The sequence below is a fragment of the Streptomyces sp. NPDC093801 genome (assembly GCF_040701585.1).
Taxonomy (GTDB): Bacteria; Actinomycetota; Actinomycetes; order Streptomycetales; family Streptomycetaceae; genus Streptomyces.
Map to the genome: position 1 here is coordinate 1 of NZ_JBFBDP010000022.1, position 18,054 is coordinate 18,054.

The 18,054-nt window shown below is 75.9% G+C and carries 11 protein-coding genes and 2 tRNA genes; 6 read left to right on the top strand and 7 right to left on the bottom strand.

Features of this window, described 5'->3' with window-relative positions:
* The coding region (locus AB0469_RS24885) for an NPCBM/NEW2 domain-containing protein (protein WP_366453654.1) at positions 1 to 583 on the top strand (583 nt) is incomplete at its 5' end.
* Here the strand turns inward: AB0469_RS24885 and AB0469_RS24890 are convergent.
* Together AB0469_RS24890 and AB0469_RS24895 are read right to left on the bottom strand one after the other, a co-directional pair.
* A complete protein-coding gene (locus AB0469_RS24890) occupies positions 570 to 3,776 on the bottom strand; it encodes a BTAD domain-containing putative transcriptional regulator (RefSeq protein WP_366453655.1) in 3,207 nt (1,068 codons plus the stop codon). The two genes, AB0469_RS24885 and AB0469_RS24890, sit on opposite strands and share 14 nt — an antisense overlap.
* A gap of 303 nt (positions 3,777 to 4,079) precedes the next feature.
* Positions 4,080 to 6,293: an asparagine synthase-related protein gene (locus AB0469_RS24895; RefSeq protein ID WP_366453656.1), complete on the bottom strand. Its 2,214-nt coding sequence runs from the start codon at positions 6,291 to 6,293 to the stop codon at positions 4,080 to 4,082.
* Positions 6,294 to 6,937: 644 nt separating this feature from the next.
* On the opposite strand from AB0469_RS24895, the gene AB0469_RS24900 reads away from it, so the two are divergent.
* The 4 genes from AB0469_RS24900 to AB0469_RS24915 all read left to right on the top strand — a co-directional run bounded on the left by AB0469_RS24900 (position 6,938) and on the right by AB0469_RS24915 (position 12,217).
* Positions 6,938 to 8,545 (top strand): sporulation protein, encoded by a 1,608-nt coding sequence (locus tag AB0469_RS24900; protein WP_366453657.1) that lies wholly within the window; start codon positions 6,938 to 6,940, stop codon positions 8,543 to 8,545.
* A 20-nt stretch (positions 8,546 to 8,565) separates the two neighbouring features.
* Entirely contained in the window at positions 8,566 to 9,798 is a 1,233-nt protein-coding gene (lhgO, locus tag AB0469_RS24905; RefSeq protein ID WP_366453658.1) for an L-2-hydroxyglutarate oxidase, read from the top strand.
* A gap of 218 nt (positions 9,799 to 10,016) precedes the next feature.
* On the top strand, positions 10,017 to 10,847 hold the full coding sequence (trmB, locus tag AB0469_RS24910) for a tRNA (guanosine(46)-N7)-methyltransferase TrmB (RefSeq protein ID WP_366453659.1): 831 nt from the start codon (positions 10,017 to 10,019) through the stop codon (positions 10,845 to 10,847).
* Between the two features lie 41 nt (positions 10,848 to 10,888).
* Positions 10,889 to 12,217 carry a PrsW family intramembrane metalloprotease gene (locus AB0469_RS24915; RefSeq protein WP_366453660.1) on the top strand — a complete coding sequence of 443 codons (1,329 nt, stop codon included), beginning with the start codon at positions 10,889 to 10,891 and terminating at the stop codon, positions 12,215 to 12,217.
* A gap of 19 nt (positions 12,218 to 12,236) precedes the next feature.
* Here the strand turns inward: AB0469_RS24915 and AB0469_RS24920 are convergent, their stop codons facing one another.
* The 4 genes from AB0469_RS24920 to AB0469_RS24935 form a co-directional block, all read right to left on the bottom strand.
* On the bottom strand, positions 12,237 to 13,265 hold the full coding sequence (locus tag AB0469_RS24920; protein ID WP_366453790.1) for a M23 family metallopeptidase: 1,029 nt from the start codon (positions 13,263 to 13,265) through the stop codon (positions 12,237 to 12,239).
* 309 nt (positions 13,266 to 13,574) lie between these two features.
* Positions 13,575 to 14,744, bottom strand: coding sequence for a PP2C family protein-serine/threonine phosphatase (locus AB0469_RS24925; protein ID WP_366453791.1), 1,170 nt, complete (start codon positions 14,742 to 14,744; stop codon positions 13,575 to 13,577).
* A gap of 156 nt (positions 14,745 to 14,900) precedes the next feature.
* A tRNA-Met gene (locus tag AB0469_RS24930) sits at positions 14,901 to 14,974 on the bottom strand.
* Between the two features lie 162 nt (positions 14,975 to 15,136).
* The gene (locus AB0469_RS24935; RefSeq protein ID WP_366453661.1) at positions 15,137 to 16,015 is read right to left on the bottom strand and encodes a hypothetical protein; all 879 of its coding nucleotides are present in this window, start codon (positions 16,013 to 16,015) and stop codon (positions 15,137 to 15,139) included.
* Between the two features lie 288 nt (positions 16,016 to 16,303).
* Between AB0469_RS24935 and serS the strand changes: the two genes are divergently transcribed.
* The gene (gene serS, locus AB0469_RS24940; RefSeq protein ID WP_366453662.1) at positions 16,304 to 17,596 is read left to right on the top strand and encodes a serine--tRNA ligase; all 1,293 of its coding nucleotides are present in this window, start codon (positions 16,304 to 16,306) and stop codon (positions 17,594 to 17,596) included.
* A gap of 89 nt (positions 17,597 to 17,685) precedes the next feature.
* Here serS and AB0469_RS24945 read toward each other — a convergent pair.
* A tRNA-Lys gene (locus tag AB0469_RS24945) sits at positions 17,686 to 17,758 on the bottom strand.
* Positions 17,759 to 18,054 lie beyond the last annotated feature (296 nt).

Sequence of the window (18,054 nt, forward strand, 5' to 3'; positions counted from 1 at the left end):
GGCGCCGCGCCCCGCCCCGCCGTCGGCGTCCGCCCCCGCTCCGGCTCCGGCCGGCCCGTCCGCTGCGGCGTCCGCGCGGCCGGCGCCCACGCCCACGCCGTCGCCCACGCCGTCCCGGCCGGAGCCCACGCCGTCGCCGCAGCCCGGGCAGGCGTTCCCGCTGGCCCGGCTGGAGCAGGCCCCACTGGGCCGGCACACCGGCCCCGAGCTGGAGACCTGGAGCAGCAGCTGGGTGTGGCAGCGGTGGGGGCTGGTGGCCGGGGGGCAGCGGTTCGGGCAGGGGATCACCGTCCGCTCCCGCTCCTCCGTGGAGATCGCCCTCAACCGGCAGTGCACCTCCTTCTCGGCGCGGGCCGGGGTGGACGGGCTGTCGCTGCTGACCGACGGGAAGCTGCGGTTCTCCGTCTATGCCGACGGCCGCCGCCTGTGGCGCTCGGACGCGCTCGGGTACGGGGACGCCCCGGCGTCCGTCGAGGTGCCGCTGGCCGGGCGCTCGACCCTGCGGCTGGTGGTGGAGCAGGCCGGGCAGGGGCACCTGCCGACACTGGCGAGCTGGGCCGACGGGGTGATCAGCTGCCGCTGAGCGCGGTGTGCCGGGCCACCTCGGCGGCGACCCCGGCAGGGGTCAGGACGCGGCCCTCGGCCTGCGCCGCGGCGTGGGCGGCCTCCCCGAGGGCGGCGAGGTTGCGCTCCGGGAGTCCCTCCAGGACGGCCTCCTCCGGCACCGAGCGGGGATGCTCCGCCCGCCAGGTGGTGGCCGCCGCGAGGACCCGTGCGCTCGCGGCCGGCCGGCCGGCACCGGCCAGGAACAGGGCCGCCGCCTCGGCGAGGCAGGCCAGGACGCGTTCGGCGCAGTGGGCGGCCACCGCCTCCGCCAGGGCGGGCCCGATCCGCTCCAGACCCGCCTGCGGGCCCTTCTCCCGGGCCGTGAGGGCGGCTTCGACGACGTCCAGGCCCGCCGCGAGCTGCGGGGGCGGGTTGATCTGCGCGGCATCGGCGCGGGCGCGGGCGCACTCGGTGCGGGCCCGGTCGGTGTCGCCGCGCCGCAGGGCCAGCATCGCCGACAGGAGCCGGGCGAAGGAGCTCATGTCGTACACCCCGCCGTACTGGTCGGCCTCCCGGTCGGCTTCGGCGAGGAGCCGTTCGGCGGTGTCGTAGTCCCCGGTGCAGTAGGCCGCCTCGGCGATGCGGGCGAGGGCCAGGGGCGCCTCGATCTGGGCGCCGACCTCCCGGGCGAGGCGCAGGCACTCCTCGTACTCGGTGCGGGCGGTGTCGTACTGGCCCCGGGAGAGGGCGGCCTCCCCCGCGGCGCTGGCCACCTGGGCGCGCATCCAGCGGTCCCCGCAGCGGCGGGCGATCGCGTGGAGTTCGGCGAGGTCGGCGTCGACGGCGTCGAGGCCTCCGGTCCTGTCGATGGCGGTGTGGGCGCGCATCAGCAGGGCGACGCCGAGTTCCCAGTCGCCGGCGTGCCGGCGGCAGTTCTCCACGGAGCGGGAGAGGTCGGGGTGGAAGCCCGCGGCGTCGCCGGTGAGGAAGGAGGTGGCGGGCCAGAGCATGCCGGGGAAGCGGGTGGTCTCCGGGGAGCCCTCGCGGAAGACGTCCCGGATGCGGAGGGCGACGGCGGCGAACTCGGGCGTGCGGAAGCCGGCGGCGCCCTTGCTCTCTGTGAGCAGGAACATGTGGAGGACCTGGAGGCGCATGGACCGCCAGTACGCGGGCGAGCCCTCGGGGACGTCGGCGGGGGTGGCGGCGAGGATCCGGTCGGCCCATTCGGCGCCCTCGGCACGGTAGTTGCGCAGCCACAGGAACCAGGCGAGGGCGGTCACGAGCCGCTGGGCGGTCTCCAGGTCGGGGTCCCCGGCCACGGAGCTGTGGAGGGCGGAGCGGAGGTTGTCGAGCTCGGTCTCGACGCGCCGGATCCAGGGGAGCTGCTCGGCGGAGCGCAGCAGGGGTTCGGCGCGCTCGGCGAAGGCCAGGTAGTACGCGGCGTGGCGGCGGGTGGTGGCCCGGGCGTCGTCGGCGGTGGCGGCGAGGCGCTCGGCGGCGTACTCGCGGATGGTCTCCAGCATGCGGTAGCGCATGCCGTCGGGGTCGGGGACGGCGGTGACGAGGGATTTGTCGACGAGGGAGCCGAGGGTGCCGGCGACGTCGGCGTCCGGGCCGCCGCAGACGGCCTCGGCGGCGTCCAGGTCGCAGCCGCCGGCGAAGACGGACATCCGGGCGAGGACGGTGCGTTCGGCGGCGTCGAGCAGGTCCCAGGACCAGTCGACGACGGCCCGCAGGGTCTGCTGGCGCGGCAGGAGGGTGCGGGCGCCGCCGGTCAGGAGGCGGAAGCGGTCGTCGAGGCGGTCGGCGATCATGCGCGGGGTGAGCAGCCGCAGGCGGGCGGCGGCCAGTTCGATGGCGAGCGGCAGCCCGTCGAGGCGGTCGCAGATCTCGGCGACGGCGGCCGGGTCCTCCTCGGGGCGGAAGTCGGGGCGGGCGGCGGTGGCGCGGTCCGCGAAGAGGCGGTGCGCGGGGCCGGGCGGGAGCGGTTCGAGGGGGCGCAGGAACTCGCCGGGCACGCCGAGGGGTTCGCGGCTGGTGGCCAGGATGCGGACGCCGGGGCAGTGGGTGAGGAGCTTCTCGGCGAGTTCGGCGGCGGCGCCGATGACGTGCTCGCAGTTGTCGAGGACGAGGAGCAGGCGGCGGTGTGCGCAGTGCTCGACGAGGAGGGTGGTGGGGTCGTCGGCGGCGGGGGTCTTCTCGCGGGCGACGAGGCTGTTCTCGCGCAGGCCGAGGGCGCTGAGGACGGCTCCGGGCACGGCGGCGGGGTGGTCGAGGCGGGCGAGTTCGACGAGCCAGCCGGATGCGGGGTGGGCGGCGGCCGCGTGCTCGGCGAGCCGGGTCTTGCCGGAGCCGCCGGGGCCGGTGAGGGTGACGAGGCGGACGCGGGCCAGGTCGTCGGCGAGGGCGGCGAGTTCGGGCTCGCGGCCGACGAAGGAGGTCAGGCGGGGGCGGAGGTTGCCGCGGGGCGGTACGGGCGGCGCCGTCGGGGGCCGGAGCAGTTCGGCGTGCAGGGCGCGCAGCTGCGGGCCGGGGTCGGTGCCGAGGCCTTCGGCGAGGTCGTGGCGGGTGCGTTCGTACGCGGCGAGCGCGTCGGCGGGGCGGCCGGCGGAGCGCAGGGCGCGCAGCTGGAGGACGCGCAGGGGCTCGTCGTACGGGTGCTCGCGGATCAGTGCCTCGATCTCCGGGAGGAGTGCGGCCGGGGCGGTGGCATCGCTGCGCAGGTCGGCTTCGACGCGGTCGCGCAGGGCGGCGGCGCGGCGGGCCTCCGGGGCGGCGGCGTGGACGGTGCGGGCGGGTTCGGGGAGGTCGGCGAGGGCGGGGCCGCGCCAGAGGGCCAGGGCCTCGCGGAGGGTGGTGGCGGCGGTGGCGGGGTCGGTGCGCAGCTGCTCGGCGCCGAGGGCGGCCAGCCGGGTGAAGCGGTGCAGGTCGACGTCGTCGCGGGTGGCCGCGAGGCGGTAGCCGCCGGCGGGGTCGGTGCGGATGCTGTCGCGGGAGCCGAGGGTGCGGCGCAGGCGGGCGACGAGGGCCTGGAGGGCGGCGGGGGCGTCCTGGGGAGGGTCGTCGCCCCAGACCTCGTCGGCCAGGTCGGCGGCGGACGCGGCTCCGGGGGCGCCGGCGCGCAGGGCGAGCGCGGTCAGGAGCGCGCGCAGGCGGGCGCCGCCGGGGGTGAGGGGGGCGCCGGTCGTCTCGTCACGCGCCTCGGTGCCGCCGAGGATGAGGTACCGCACCGGGTCATTCTGCCGTGTCGCTGCGCTGGGCCGCGGGGGGTTTTCTCCCCGCCCCGCCCTTCGCCCGTTCCTCCCCCGGCCACCGCTGGGAGGTGCCCCGGGGGGGGGCTCCGGGCGCCTCGAACGCCGGCGGGGCTGGTTCCGGCTCGGCCCAGGGGGTGTCCGCAAGGGAGCCCCGGCCGCCCGGAGGGGGCCCCGCGGCGTCATGGGGGATCCCCCTGCTCGAGCGAAGCCGAGAGCTTGGGGGAGCGTGCTCTCGGCGTGCCGGGCGTCGCGGGGCAGGCGCTGCTCTGCGGACAGCTCCTAGCGGCTCGCCGGGCCGCTCAGGGGGAGGGGTGGGAGCGGGGCGCCCGTCAGGCGGGGCAGGGGGGTCGGGAGGGGTGGGACCGCGCGGCGGCGGGGGGTGGTGGTGCCCGTCCAGCAGGTGCCGCGGCGGGACATCAGGCGGCGGAGCCACAGTTCCATGGAGACGAGTTCCGCCAGCCCGTCCAGCGGTACGGGCCTCCCGTCGGCGGCGTCGGTCAGGGCCTGCTGCACCACGCGGGCCTCGACCAGTCCGGCGTCGGCCAGCAGCGGTGCGGTGAACAGGGCCAGCAGCGAGGCGAGGGCGGCGCGCAGCCCGAGCCGGCCGGCGGTCTCGTTCGGTCCCGGGGCGGTGACGCCCCAGCCGGGCGGGAGTTCGCGCACCCCGGCGGAGGCCAGGACGCTGCGCAGGATCTCGGCGCGGGCCCCGGGCTGCACGCGCAGGGACTCCGGCAGGGCGCGCGCGGCCCGTACGACCTGGTTGTCGAGGAAGGGCGCGTGCAGGCGCTGGCTGCGGACCTCGACGGCCTGTTCGAAGACGCGGTGGTCGGCGGCGTGGCGGGCGAGCAGGGCGCGGGCGCGGGCCTCGCCGGGCCGCAGCGAGAGCGGGGGGCGTCCGGCGGCGGCCCGCAGGCGGATCGATACTTCCGCCAGCGCCTCCCCGGTCAGCCAGCCGGCCGCGGGGCCGGGGCGGGACCAGGTCAGGGCCGCGAGCGAGGCGTCGACGGGCCCGGAGACGGCGGTGGCGACGCCGCCCTCGCGCAGCCGGGCCGCCGCTGCTTCGATGCCCGTGCGGTAGGGCGTACGGGCGAGGCGGCGGGCGGCCGAGTAGACGGAGAAGGGGACGAGGAGGGGGCCCTCGGGGGCGGAACGGGCGAGGGCGGCGACGGGGCGCAGCAGGTGGCGGCGCCTGCGGTCCAGGAGGAGGTCGGCCATGCGGGCGGGGTGGGCGTCGAGGACCTGGCGGGCGCCGTGTCCGGTGAAGTGGTCGGCGGAGCCGGCGGCGAGGCGGCGGCGGTCGCGGGCGGCGGTGACGAGGCAGGGGCCGGGTTCGTCGGTGAGGGGTCCGTCGAGTTCGGCGTACGGGAGGGCCTCGTCCGCGGCGGCCACGACGACGTGGTGCAGCCGGGGGTCGGCGGCGAGGGCGTGGGCGCGTTCGAGTTCGCCTTCGCGGCCGCGCGGGGTGGCGAGGTCGTTGAAGGTGACGGCGAGGAGGCGGGATCCGGTGCCGGGGAGGGTGCCGGGGGCGCCGGGGAGTCCGGCGGCGAGCAGCGCGAGGGTGGCGGAGGCGGTGCCGCCGGAGAGGTCGGAGCCGACGCCGGGGGCTGGGGCGCCGCGGGCCGCGCGCCGGTCGGCGGGGCCCATTCCGGGCACGGGTCCGGGGTCGGGGAGCAGGGTGTCGGGAGCATGCCGGGGTGCCGTGAGCCGGGCGCGCACCGCGGCCGTCAACGCTTCCCGCACGCCCTCGACCGCCCCCTGCGGGTCGGCCTCGGGGGCGGCCACGGCGAGGGAGGCCACGGGTTCGTACCCGGTGATCTCGCGGGATCCCTCGCGCAGGATCAGCGTGTGCCCGGGCGGGATGCGGCGGACACCGGCGTACGGCGTGCCGTCGCCCAGGGCCTCGGGGCTGTCGGGGCAGGCCAGCAGGGCGGCGAGGTGGCCGATGTCGAGCTGGGCCCCGATGAGGTCGGCGAGGGGGAGGGCGGCGGTGGCGTACGCGGTGCCGCCCGCCCAGGGGGTGTAGAACACGGGCCGGGCGCCGGCCAGGTCGCCGAGGACGGTGATGCGGCGGCCGGCCTGGACGACGGCGGTGTAGCTGCCGGGCCATTCGGTGAGGTGGCGCAGGGCTCCGCCGCGGGCGGCGTAGAGGGCGCGGCGCAGTTCCTCGTCGGAGGCTCCGCAGCAGCCGAGGACGGCGAGCCGGGTGAAGGGGTCGGCGGGGTCGGCGGTGACGGTGCGGATCTCGTCGGGGCGCCAGTCGCCGACGGCCCACAGGGGGTCGGGGTCGCCCCACAGGAGCTGGGCGCCGACGGGGTGGACGGTGCGTTCGGCGTCGTGGCCGGCGGGGTCGTCGGCGTGGGCGGCGTCGGCGATGCCGCCGCGCAGGGGGTCGCCGTGGGAGGAGCCGTGGGCGGTCCCGCCCGCCTGGCCGGCGACGCGTCCGGCCGTGCCGAAGCTCGCGGCGATACTGCTCCACCCGACCAACCAGCGCACCGCCGCCTCCCCCAGCCCGTGGGCACATGACCCGGGGCAACGGGCGGCACGGACGACGTGGTCGGCGCTGAGGGCGCGGCCGGCGGGACCCCGGTGGCTCGGGATCCATGCTGCCACGAGACGGGCGTGCGGGAGCGGCTTCGGGGGCGCGCGGGTGAACGAACACGCCACGGTCACACGGTATTTGGCGTTCCGTTCCCACCGCCCCATAGGTCGGTTTCGGCCATTCTTCGGCCGTACTGAGCAGCCGTGCGCGTCCTCGCGCGGGACACCGCGGGGGCGCGGTCCGGGAGGCCTGATCGCGCCCCCCGGACCGTTCCGCCACCCGCGGGGATTGAGGCAGCGGCATCCCCCGGCCTGCCCGATCCACGCGGCGGGCCGACCCACGCACGGCACATCGAATCGCCGGGCCCCGGGTGCGGCCAGAGCGCACGGCCGGGCGCACGGCCACACGGCCGGAGCACGGTCCGAGGCGTGCGCCCCGGGCAGCGGGCCCCGGCGGACTGTGCGCACGGACAACAATCCCGCCATACGGAAGGCGGGGCCTTAACGCTTGGGAGGCGGGGAACTACGCTGGGTTTACGAAATGCCGGGCGCCTATGCCCCGGCGGCGTCTGCGTTCCGCGTGTGACGAGGGGTGGCGCATGTCCAGGGAGCTCCGCGAGCCCAACGAGAAGCTCGGCGCCGTCCTCGCCCTGGCGGGCATCAGCAACGCGGGACTGGCCCGGCGGGTCAACGACCTCGGAGCGCAGCGCGGCCTGACGCTCCGGTACGACAAGACCTCGGTCGCGCGGTGGGTGTCGAAGGGGATGGTTCCGCAGGGTGCCGCCCCGCACCTGATCGCCGCCGCGATCGGCGCGAAGCTGGGGCGGCCGGTGCCGCTGCACGAGATCGGGCTGGCGGACGCGGACCCCGCCCCCGAGGTCGGGCTGGCCTTCCCGCGCGAGATCGGCGCGGCCGTGCGGTCGGCGACCGACCTCTACCGGCTGGACCTGGCCGGCCGGCGCGGCGGTGGCGGAATCTGGCAGTCGCTCGCCGGTTCGTTCTCCGTGTCGGCGTACGCGACGCCGGCCTCGCGGTGGCTGATATCGCCCGCGGACAGCTCGGTGGCCCGCGAACCGGGTCCCGCCTCCGACCCCGGCGCGCCCGGCGGCCCGGGCACCGCCGCCCCCGTGAGCGGCGGCCCGCGCACGGCGGCTCCGGTCCGCGCCGCCTCCGCGCCCCGGCGCACTCCCGAACCCCCCGCGGAGGGCGTTGTGCCCGCCCGTCCCGCAGCCGAAACCGCCGCGGCCCCCGCCCCGGCCCCGGCCGCGGTGCTCCCGCACGCCTCCCCGCAGCGCGTCGGCCACAGCGACGTGGCCAAGCTGCGCGAGGCGGCGGAGGACGCGCGCCGCTGGGACTCCAAGTACGGCGGCGGGGACTGGCGTTCCTCGATGGTCCCCGAGTGCCTGCGGGTGGACGCGGCGCCGCTGCTCCTCGGCTCCTACACGGACGAGGTGGGCCGCGCCCTCTTCGGGGCCACCGCCGAGCTGACCCGCCTGGCCGGGTGGATGGCCTTCGACACGGGCCAGCAGGAGGCCGCCCAGCGCTACTACATCCAGGCGCTGCGGCTGGCCCGCGCCGCCGCCGACGTGCCGCTCGGCGGGTACGTGCTGGCCTCCATGTCGCTCCAGGCCACCTACCGGGACTTCCCGGACGAGGGCGTGGACCTCGCCCAGGCGGCCGTCGAGCGCAACCGCGGCCTGGCCACCGCCCGCACCATGAGCTTCTTCCGCCTCGTGGAGGCACGGGCGCACGCGAAGGCGGGCGACTCGGCGGCGGCCGGGTCGGCGCTGCGGGCCGCCGAGGGCTGGCTGGAGCGCTCCCGCCAGGGCGATTCCGACCCGACCTGGCTGGGTTTCTACTCGTACGACCGTTTCGCGGCGGATGCCGCGGAATGCTACCGGGACCTCAAACTCCCCCGACAGGTCCGCCGCTTCACCGAGCAGGCCCTGTCCCGCCCCACGGAGGAGTACGTGCGCTCGCACGGCCTGCGCCTGGTGGTGAGCGCGGTCGCCGAGCTGGAGTCGGGCAACCTCGACGCGGCCTGCGCCGCCGGCACCCGGGCCGTGGAGGTCGCGGGCCGCATCTCCTCCGCGCGCACCACCGAGTACGTGCGGGACCTGCTGCACCGCCTGGAGCCGTACGGCGACGAGCCGCGCGTCGCGGAGCTGCGCGAACGGGCACGGCCGCTGCTGGTGACTCCCGCGTAGCCCCTATTGTCGGTGGCGGGGTGCAAGATGCAGGGGTGGGAGGTGTCAGCGTGGGCGGCGGCGTGGACTGCGATGTGCTGGTGATCGGTGGCGGGATCGTCGGCCTGTCGACGGCGCACGCCCTGTCGGGCCTGGCTCCCGGGACGCGCGTGACCGTTCTGGAGAAGGAGTCCGGTCCCGCCCGCCACCAGACGGGCCGCAACAGCGGTGTGATCCACAGCGGCATCTACTACCGCCCCGGCTCCCTCAAGGCGCGCTTCGCGGTGCGCGGGGCCGCGGAGATGGTGAAGTTCTGCGCGGAACACGGCATCGCGCACGAGGTGACCGGCAAGCTGATCGTCGCCACCGACCGCTCCGAGCTGCCCCGCCTGCACTCCCTGGTCCAGCGCGGCCGGGAGAACGGCATCCCGGTGCGCGAGCTGGGTCCGGCGCAGATCGCGGAGTACGAACCGGAGATCAGCGGTCTGGCGGCGATCCACGTCGGGACGACCGGGATCGTCGACTACGGCCAGGTGGCCGCCCAGCTGGCGGAGTCCTCGGGCGCGGAGATCGTCTACGGGGCGGAGGCGGACCTGATCGCGCGCCGCCCCTCCGCCGTCGCGGTGCGCACCGCCTCCGGCCGGGTGGTCCGGGCCCGGGTGCTGGTGAACTGCGCGGGCCTGCAGTGCGACCGGATCGCCCGGCTGGCCGGTGACGACCCGGGCATGCGGATCATCCCCTTCCGGGGCGAGTACCACGACCTGGCCCGCCCCTCACTGGTGCGCGGGCTGGTCTACCCCGTCCCCGACCCGGCGTTCCCCTTCCTCGGGGTCCACCTCACGCGGGGCATCGGCGGCGGGGTCCACGTCGGTCCGAACGCCGTGCCGGCGCTGGCCCGCGAGGGCTACCGCTGGGGCACGGTCCGGCCGCGCGACCTCGGCACCGAGCTGGCCTGGCCGGGATCCTGGCGGATGGCCGCGCGGCACTGGCGGTACGGGGCGGGCGAGATCCACCGCTCCCTGTCGAAGAAGGCCTTCACGGAAGCCGTGCGCAGACTCCTGCCGGGGGTCACGGAGGCGGACCTCACGCCCGCCGCCTCGGGAGTGCGGGCGCAGGCCGTCCTGCGGGACGGGACGCTCGTGGACGACTTCCTCATCCGCGAGGCCCCCCGTACGGTGCACGTCCTCAACGCCCCCTCGCCCGCGGCGACCGCGTCGCTCCCGATCGGCCGCGAGATCGCCGCCCGGGCCCTGCGCATGCTGCGCTCGTCCTGACCCGGCCCCCCGTCCCGCGCGCGGAGCCGCCGCCCCGCATCGCCCCACCCCGCCCCGCCCTTGCGCCGGTCCCGCCCCGGTCGCCGGCGCGGCCGGAACCGTGCGGACCGTTTCCCGGGACTCCGCCCTGCGGACTCCGCCCCGCGGACCCCGCCCCGCGGACCCCGCGCCGTCGGCCCCGGCCGAGGGGTGGGCCGCGGCGTAGAATCGGCCGCATTGTGTCTGAGTCCCTGAACCCCCAGCCCAGCCTCCCGGACACCGCGCCGGAGGCAGCCGCGTACGTGCCGCCCAAGTGGCGGACCGAGCCCCGCTTCCCCGACGGCCCCGCGCCCGACCCCGCCGGCTCGCACCACGAGCGCCGGATCCGCAGCTTCCAGCCGCGCCGCAGCCGGGTCACCACCGGCCAGGGCGAGGCGCTCAAGCGCCTCTGGGGCACCTGGGGCCTCGACATCGACGGCCGCGAGGTCATCGACCTCGACCGCCTCTTCGACGGCCTGCCCGTGGTCCTGGAGATCGGCTTCGGCATGGGCGAGGCGACCGCCCAGATGGCCGCCGCCGACCCCGGCACCGGGATCCTCGCCGCGGACGTGCACACCCCCGGCCAGGGCAACCTCCTCGCCCTCGCCGAGCGCGGCGGGATGACCAACGTCCGCGTGGCGAACGGCGACGCGATCATCCTGCTCCGCGAGATGCTGCCGCCCGACTCGCTCGCCGGGATGCGCGTGTACTTCCCGGACCCGTGGCCCAAGGCCCGCCACCACAAGCGCCGGCTGATCCAGCCGGAGTTCCTCGACCTGGCCGCCACGCGCATGGCGCCCGGTGCGCTGCTGCACTGCGCGACCGACTGGGAGCCGTACGCCGAGCAGATGCTCGAAGTGCTCACCGCGCACCCGGCGTTCGAGAACACCCAGGCCGACGGCGGCTACGCCCCGCGCCCGGAGTTCCGCCCGCTCACCCGCTTCGAGGGCCAGGGCCTCGACAAGGGGCACGTCGTACACGACCTCCTCTTCACTCGCACAGAACCCAACGCAGAGCCCAAGAACGGATAAACGTCACTCCGCGTGTCCGGGCGACTCGGTAGGGTCATCATGTGCTCCGAGCGCTCTCCCGTGTGCTCGCACGCCCGCCGGGCACGGCCCGCGCGTGCGTGCTCGTCGTCCTGCTCGGCGCGACCGGGGTGGCCATCCTCGAACTCGTGCGGGAGCAGACCGGTACGGCCGGCTTCTTCGTAGGCCTGGGCCTGGCCCTGCTGCCGGTGCCGCCGCTGATGGCGGCGTTCCGGTGGCTGGGCCGGGCCGCGCCCGGCCCCTGGCGGCAGCTGCTGCTCTGCTTCGGCTGGGGGGCCTGCACCGCGGCGCTGATCGCGATACTGGCCAACAGCTTCGCCACGGAGTGGATGGCCGAGGCCGCCGATCCCTCCGCGGCCGACCTGCTCGGCTCGGTGGCGGTCGCCCCGGTCGTGGAGGAGTGCGCCAAGGCGGCCGCCCTGTTCGCCGTCTTCGCCGTCCGCAGACCGCCGTTCGCCGGACCGCCGTACGCGGGCGCCGCCGACGGCTTCGTGTGCGCCGGGTTCACCGCGACCGGCTTCGCCTTCACCGAGAACATCCTCTACCTGGGCAACGCCTTCGAGGAGGACCTGGCCAAGGGCACGGGGGTCCTGGACTCGGTGACGGCGGCGACCTTCTTCGTCCGCGTCGTGCTCTCGCCGTTCGCGCACCCCCTGTTCACCGTGCTGACGGGGCTCGGCTTCGGCGCGGCCGCGCTCAGCGCCCGCCGCTCCCGCCGAGCCGGGCTGCCGCTGCTGGGACTCGCCCTGGCCATGGCCGCGCACGCGCTGTGGAACGGCTCCTCCCACGTGGGGGAGTACGGGTTCTACTGGGTCTACGGCTGCGTGATGGTCCCGGTGTTCGGGCTGCTGCTGTGGCTGGCGGTGCGGATGCGGCGTGAGCGCCTGCGGACCGTCGCCGACGAGCTGTCGGTGTACGCCGCCGCGGGCTGGATCGGCCCGGCGGAGGTTCCGGCGCTGGCCTCGATGCCGGCCCGCTCCCTGGCGCGGGCCCTGGCCCGCGCCGGCGGGGGCCGTCCCGCGGCCCGGGCGGTGTCCCGGTACGCGGCGGACGCCGCCGCCCTGGCCCTGCTGCGCCGGCACGCCCGGTACGCGGGCCCGGGCGGGGACCCCGGCTTCGCCGGGCGGGAGCGGGAGTTGCTGCACCGGCTCTGGCTGCGGCGGGCGACGGCCGCGCCCGCCCTGGCCCGGGCGGCGGTGCTGGAGGAGCTGCTGCCGCCGCGCTCCGCCCCTCCGGCCGGCAGCCGCGCCCGCCACGCACGGCCCGCCGCGCCGGCCCTGCCGGCCGCGCCGTTCGCCCCGGCCGCCGTACCGGCCCCGAGGCGGCCGGAGTTCTCCGCCGCCCGGGGGTGACCCCACGGGAGGGGCGGGCTCAGACGTCCAGGCCCCGGGCGGTCAGCCAGGCCAGCGGGTCGACCGTCGACCCGCCCTTGCGGACTTCGAGGTGCAGGTGGGCCCCGGTGACGTTGCCGGTGGCGCCGACCCGGCCGATGGTCTCGCCCGCGCCGACCGAGCCGGAGGTCACCGCCATCGAGGACAGGTGGCAGTACCAGACCTCGGTGCCGTCGGCGAGCTGGAGCACGATCCGGTAGCCGTAGGCCCCCGACCAGCCGGCCGAGATCACCTTTCCACCGCCCACGGCCTTGACCGGGGTTCCGGTGGGCGCGGCGAAGTCGAGGCCGGTGTGGTGGCCGGAGGACCACATGGAGCCGGAGTCGCCGTAGTGGGAGGTGAGGGTGTAGGAGGAGGTGGGCAGGGACCAGCCGCCCGAGGACTTCACGGTCGAGCCGCCGCCCGACCCGGTGTCCGCCGCGCCCTCGGTCTCCGCCTGCGCGGCGGCCGCCCGGTCCGCGGCGGCCTTCTCGGCGGCGGCCTTCTCGGCGGCCGCGCGGACCGCCTCGGCCTCCTTGTCGGCCGCTTCCTTCTGGCTGCGGGCCTCCTGCGCGGCGCTCTCGCGCGCGACCCGCTCGGCGTCCGCCCGGGCCTGGGCCTCGGCGGCGTCCTGCTGGGACTCGGCCTGCTGGAGGATGCGGTGGCGCAGCGCCTCGCCCGCGTCGGGGTGCCCCTGGGTCCGGACGGCCTGCTGCCCCTGCTGCGCGTCGGCCTGCCGGGGCACGCCCGCGGAGTCGGCCTGGGCGGCGGCCGCGCCGGAGTGGTCGCCGCCGCCCAGCAGGTCGGGGATCGAGGGCATGGATATCGCGACCTGGGGGCGGTCCTGCGCGGTGGCGATGCCCCCCGCGCCGACCGCCGCGATCACGCCGACGCCGAGCACGGTCGAGCTGCGGGCGAGTCCGCCACGCGGCTTGAGGACGCGGTGCTTGCCGCGGAGCGGACGGGCGGAGTCCTCCGTGGGATTCCACTCGCCCCAGGCGCCTGCGCCGGGTGCCTCCTGGACGTCGATCCCTTCAGGGGCAGGCGAGTTGGAGGCCACCGGGCACACTCCTCAAGGGCGAGAACGCACACGGGTGCCATCGTGGGCGACGGCTGGACGACCGCACTGCGTTATCAAACGGTAATAGACGCAGGGGATTGATTCCAAGCTGACGCGAATGATCGTTAACGCCAATCGGCCACCCCCCGAACAACTTTGGCCACCACATAAACCCTCATACGCCACAAACCTGCCAAAAAGACTGCGGCCCCTCCCCCACTTCGGCCACAGCGGTCGAATGACTGGCCGTCAACTCACTTGCGCACAGCGCTCCATGGGCTACACACGGTCACCGCTCCCGTCCTCGCGGCGCACCACCGGGACGGTCCGCCTGCGCGCCGGCTGCCCCTCCCCCGCCCGCCCCACGGCCAGCAGGGCCATGTCGTCGGTCGCCCCGCCGCCCGTGTGCCGGCGCACGTCGCTGCTCAGCGCGCTCAGCACCTCGTCCGGTCCGGGGAAGACCCGCCCCCGCAGCCGGACCGCCGGATCGTAGAAGGCCCCCGTCCGGTCCCGGGCCTCGGTCAGCCCGTCCGTGAACAGGAGCAGGGTGCTGCCCGGCGGGAACGGCCACTCCCGGGCCCGGTCGGGCTGCCCCTCCGCCAACTCGCCCAGACCCAGCGGCAACGCGGGCTCGGCCGGGGCCAGCACCGCCAGGCCCCCGTCCGCGTACAGCAGCAGCGGTTCGGGGTGGCCCCGGTTGACCAGCCTCAGCAGTTCGGCGCCGGGCGGGACCTCCCCGAGCACGCAGGTGGTGAACCCCTCCACCGCGTCGAGGCCGTCGCGCCGGGTCCCCTCGCGGGCCAGCGCCCGCTCCAGCCGCTGCGCGAGCCCCTCCAGGGTCGGCTCGGTCTCCGCCGCCTCCCGGAAGGCGCCCAGCACGACCGCGACGGCCTCCACCGCCCCCAGCCCCTTGCCCCGTACGTCGCCCACCGCGAGCCGGACCCCGTACGGGGTCTCCTGCACGGCGTAGAGGTCGCCGCCGATGAAGGCGTCGGCCTGCGCGGCCTCGTACCGGGCGGCGACGTGCAGCCCTCCGATCCGCTCGGCCGGGGTCGGCAGCACGGCCCGCTGGGCGGCCTCGGCGATCCCCCGCGCCGAGGCGAGCCGCTCGCCGCTGCGCCGCACGACCTGGTTGATCAGCAGGGCCAGCCCGGAGACGGTCAGCACGGTCACCAGCTCGGTCAGCGCCTCCGCCCTCCAGTCGGTGCCGTTGTAGTAGTGCAGGCCCACGACGGCCGACGAGGAGGCCGTTCCGGTGATCGCGGTCGCCCCGAAGCTGAACAGCGGGGCCGCGACCAGCGGGGCGGCGGAGAAGAAGGGGGAGCCCGTGAAGCTCGGCGGGGTCAGCAGGTCGAAGACCAGTCCGAGCAGGATCAGCAGGAAGGGCAGCACCCGGGCCACCCGTCGGGCGACTCCGTCCGCACTCCCGCCGCTGCCCTGCAGGCCCAGCCCCACGCCGCCCTCCTGCCGCCCGGTAGCCCCGCCCCTCAAGGCTGACGGCCCGGGCCCGGCCCGGCGACCCGGCCGGACCGGTCGGGTGACGGCGTCCGCACCCCGGGCACGACGAAGGCCCGGATCCCAAGGGATCCGGGCCTTCGCCTCTAGTAGCGGGGACAGGATTTGAACCTGCGACCTCTGGGTTATGAGCCCAGCGAGCTACCGAGCTGCTCCACCCCGCGTCGGTGAAACCAACTCTACGTCATTCAGAGGACGCCTCACGCCAATTAACCGGCTACGGCGCCCCCCGAACGACATAACCGCAGGTCAGAACCCTAAAAGGAGCTCGTGCCCGCGCCCGGGCGACCCCGGACACGGGCACGGTCAGCGGGATCCCGAGCGGGTCAGGACCCCTTGCCGCTCTTCGAGAGCCCCTTCTCCGCCGCAGGGAAGCCGGGGCGCGCGGGCGCCGCGCCGTCGCCGGCGAGGAAGGGGCCGCTGGCCACGAACTGGGGCGGGACCACGTTCCAGGCCCGCTGGTCCCCGGGGGCGGTGGACCCACAGTTCAGGGTCACCCCGTTGGACGCGCACTGGAGCTCGTACAGGAACCCGGTCGAGGTCAGCACCTTGAAGTTCGTCACCCGCCCAAGGGACGAAATGGTCGCGGAGCAGACGATGGAGGGATCGGGGTACCCGGGGTTCTGCGCGGGGTTGTTGAGGGCCTCGAACTTGTAGGGGCCCGTCTGCGGATCGTCCCGGTGCCCGGCGTACGCGATGCCGTTGTACAGGACGACGGCGAACTCCTCCGTGTTGTTGGACAGGATGGAGTCGACGCCGATGCCACACCCAGTGGCTCCGGTCGCACCCGTGGCTCCGGTGGCGCCCGTCGCACCGGTGGCACCCGTCGCGCCCGTGGCCCCGGTCGCACCCGTCGGGCCGGTCGGCCCCGTCGGACCCGTGTCGCCCTTCGGCCCCCGCGGCCCGCGCGGCCCCCGCGGCCCGCGCTTGCAGTCGTCGTCGTGGCCGCCGCCCGCGACCTTGCGGGCGGCAGCGGCGCGGTCCCCGTCGCCGTCGTCGTCGTGGTCGCGGTCGTGCTCCTTGCACCGGTCGCCGCCGGCCACGCCCGCCGACGCCGCCGGAGGCGCGCTCTGGCCGTACGCCAGCGCCGGAGTGGCGAGTCCCAGCACCACTACGGCCAGCGACGCCACCGCGCCGGCTGCGAGATACCTGCCCTGCCGGGGGAGCGGGCCGAGACGGGATGCGGTCCTCTGCTCAGGACTCATGCGTGTTGCTCCTTGTGGAACCGAAGAGATGGGCCCGGAAGCACCTGATTGAGCCTCCTTTCACATGATCTGACCGGCATGTCCACGATCGACGGCAGGCGCGCGGCCCCATCAGCGCGATGGCCCAGCGCGAATGACCCGATGGGGTGCTCCCCCGGCGTGTCACACCGGCGGCCCGTCGTTTTCCGGCCATCGGCGCGTTCGGCCCGAGGGCCGTCCACCGCCGGCGGACCCGCTACCGTCGACGCCGTATCCCCGTCCCGTCGCCGGATCAGAAGGACCTCCCTCATGCATGACGCCCGCGCCCTGATCGACATGGGTGCCGAAGCAGTTCGTCGGCTCGCCCGTCGCGGCTACTCCCTGGACCTGTCCCGGCTGGAGGACCTCCAGTCCCGGCGCAACCAGGGCATCCGCTCGGCCGACGAGCTGCGGGCGGAGGGCAAGCGGGTGGCGAGCGAGGTCCAGCAGACGGCCCGGCAGGGCGGCGACATCTCCAAGCTGAAGGAGCGCGCCCGCGAGCTGAAGGACCAGATCCGCGACATCGACGCCGAACAGGAGCGGATCCAGGAGGAGCTGCGCGAGCTGCTCCTGACCATTCCGAACCTGCCGGACGACGCGGCCCCCGACGGCGACTCCGAGGAGTTCGCGGTCGAGGTCCGGCGCGTCGGCACCCCGCGGACCTTCTCCTTCGAGCCGAAGGACCACGTCGACCTCGGCGAGAGCACCGGCATCCTCGACTTCGGCCGGGCGACGAAGCTGTCGGGCCCCCGGTTCGTCGTCTCCCGCGGGGCGGGGGCCGCCCTGGAGCGCGCCCTGGCGACGCTCTTCCTCGACCTCCACACCCGTCGGCACGGGTACGTGGAGCACGCCGTCCCGTACCTGGTCGGCCGGAAGACGATGACCGGCACCGGACAGCTGCCGAAGTTCGAGGAGGACCTGTTCAAGACCGGCGTGGCCGACCGCGAGCTGTTCCTCATCCCGACCGCCGAGGTACCGCTGACCAACCTCTACGCCGACGAGATCATCCCGCCGGCCGACCTGCCGCTGGCCCTCACCGCGCACACCCCCTGCTTCCGGTCCGAGGCGGGCTCGTACGGCCGCGACACCCGGGGTCTGATCCGCCAGCACCAGTTCGCCAAGGTCGAGATCGTCAAGATCGTCGACCCGGAGACGGCGGACGCCGAGCTGGAGACGATGGTCGGCCACGCCGAGGCGTGTCTGCAGGAGCTCGGCCTCGCCTACCGCGTCGTCAGGCTGGCGGCCGGCGACACGGGGTTCTCCGCCCGGCTCACCTACGACATCGAGGTCTGGATCCCCAGCCAGAACACGTACCGCGAGATCTCGTCGGTCTCGAACTTCGGCACCTTCCAGGCCCGCCGGGCGAACATCCGCACCCGGGGCGAGGACGGCAAGCCCACGCTCGTCGCCACCCTCAACGGCTCCGGCCTGCCCATCGGCCGCACCCTGGCCGCGCTCCTCGAACAGTGCCAGCAGGAGGACGGCTCCCTCGTCCTTCCCGAATCCCTCGTGCCGTACCTCGGCTTCCGCCGCATCGCGGCGGACGGGACGCCGCAGGCCTAGGCCGGGAACGACGGAGCGCCCCGGCCGGCCGAAGCCGGTCGGGGCGCTCAGTAGCAGGTCAGGGGGATCAACCCCGTGCCTGCGAGCGGTAGGCCATGTCGGACTCGAACCGACAACCAACGGATTAAAAGTCCGCTGCTCTGCCAATTGAGCTAATGGCCCTCCATGTGCTCACCCCAGAGCATAGCCGCAGAGGGGCTGCTGGCCGATCGGGTATCGCCGGGTGTGGCACCGGCGGTTTCCCGCCAGGGGGTGCGGGTGGGGTGAAAGCGGCCGGAAAAGGGCTCGGCCCCCACCGCACCGGGGTGCAGTGGGGGCCGATTCCTCGTCAGAGGGCGCTCAGGCCTCAGCCGTTGCGCTTCCAGCGGGGCTTGTCGTCACGGCGGGCGCCGAAGGAGCCGCCGGAGGGACGGTCGTCGCGGCGGAAACCACCCGACGGACGGTCGTCACGACGGTCG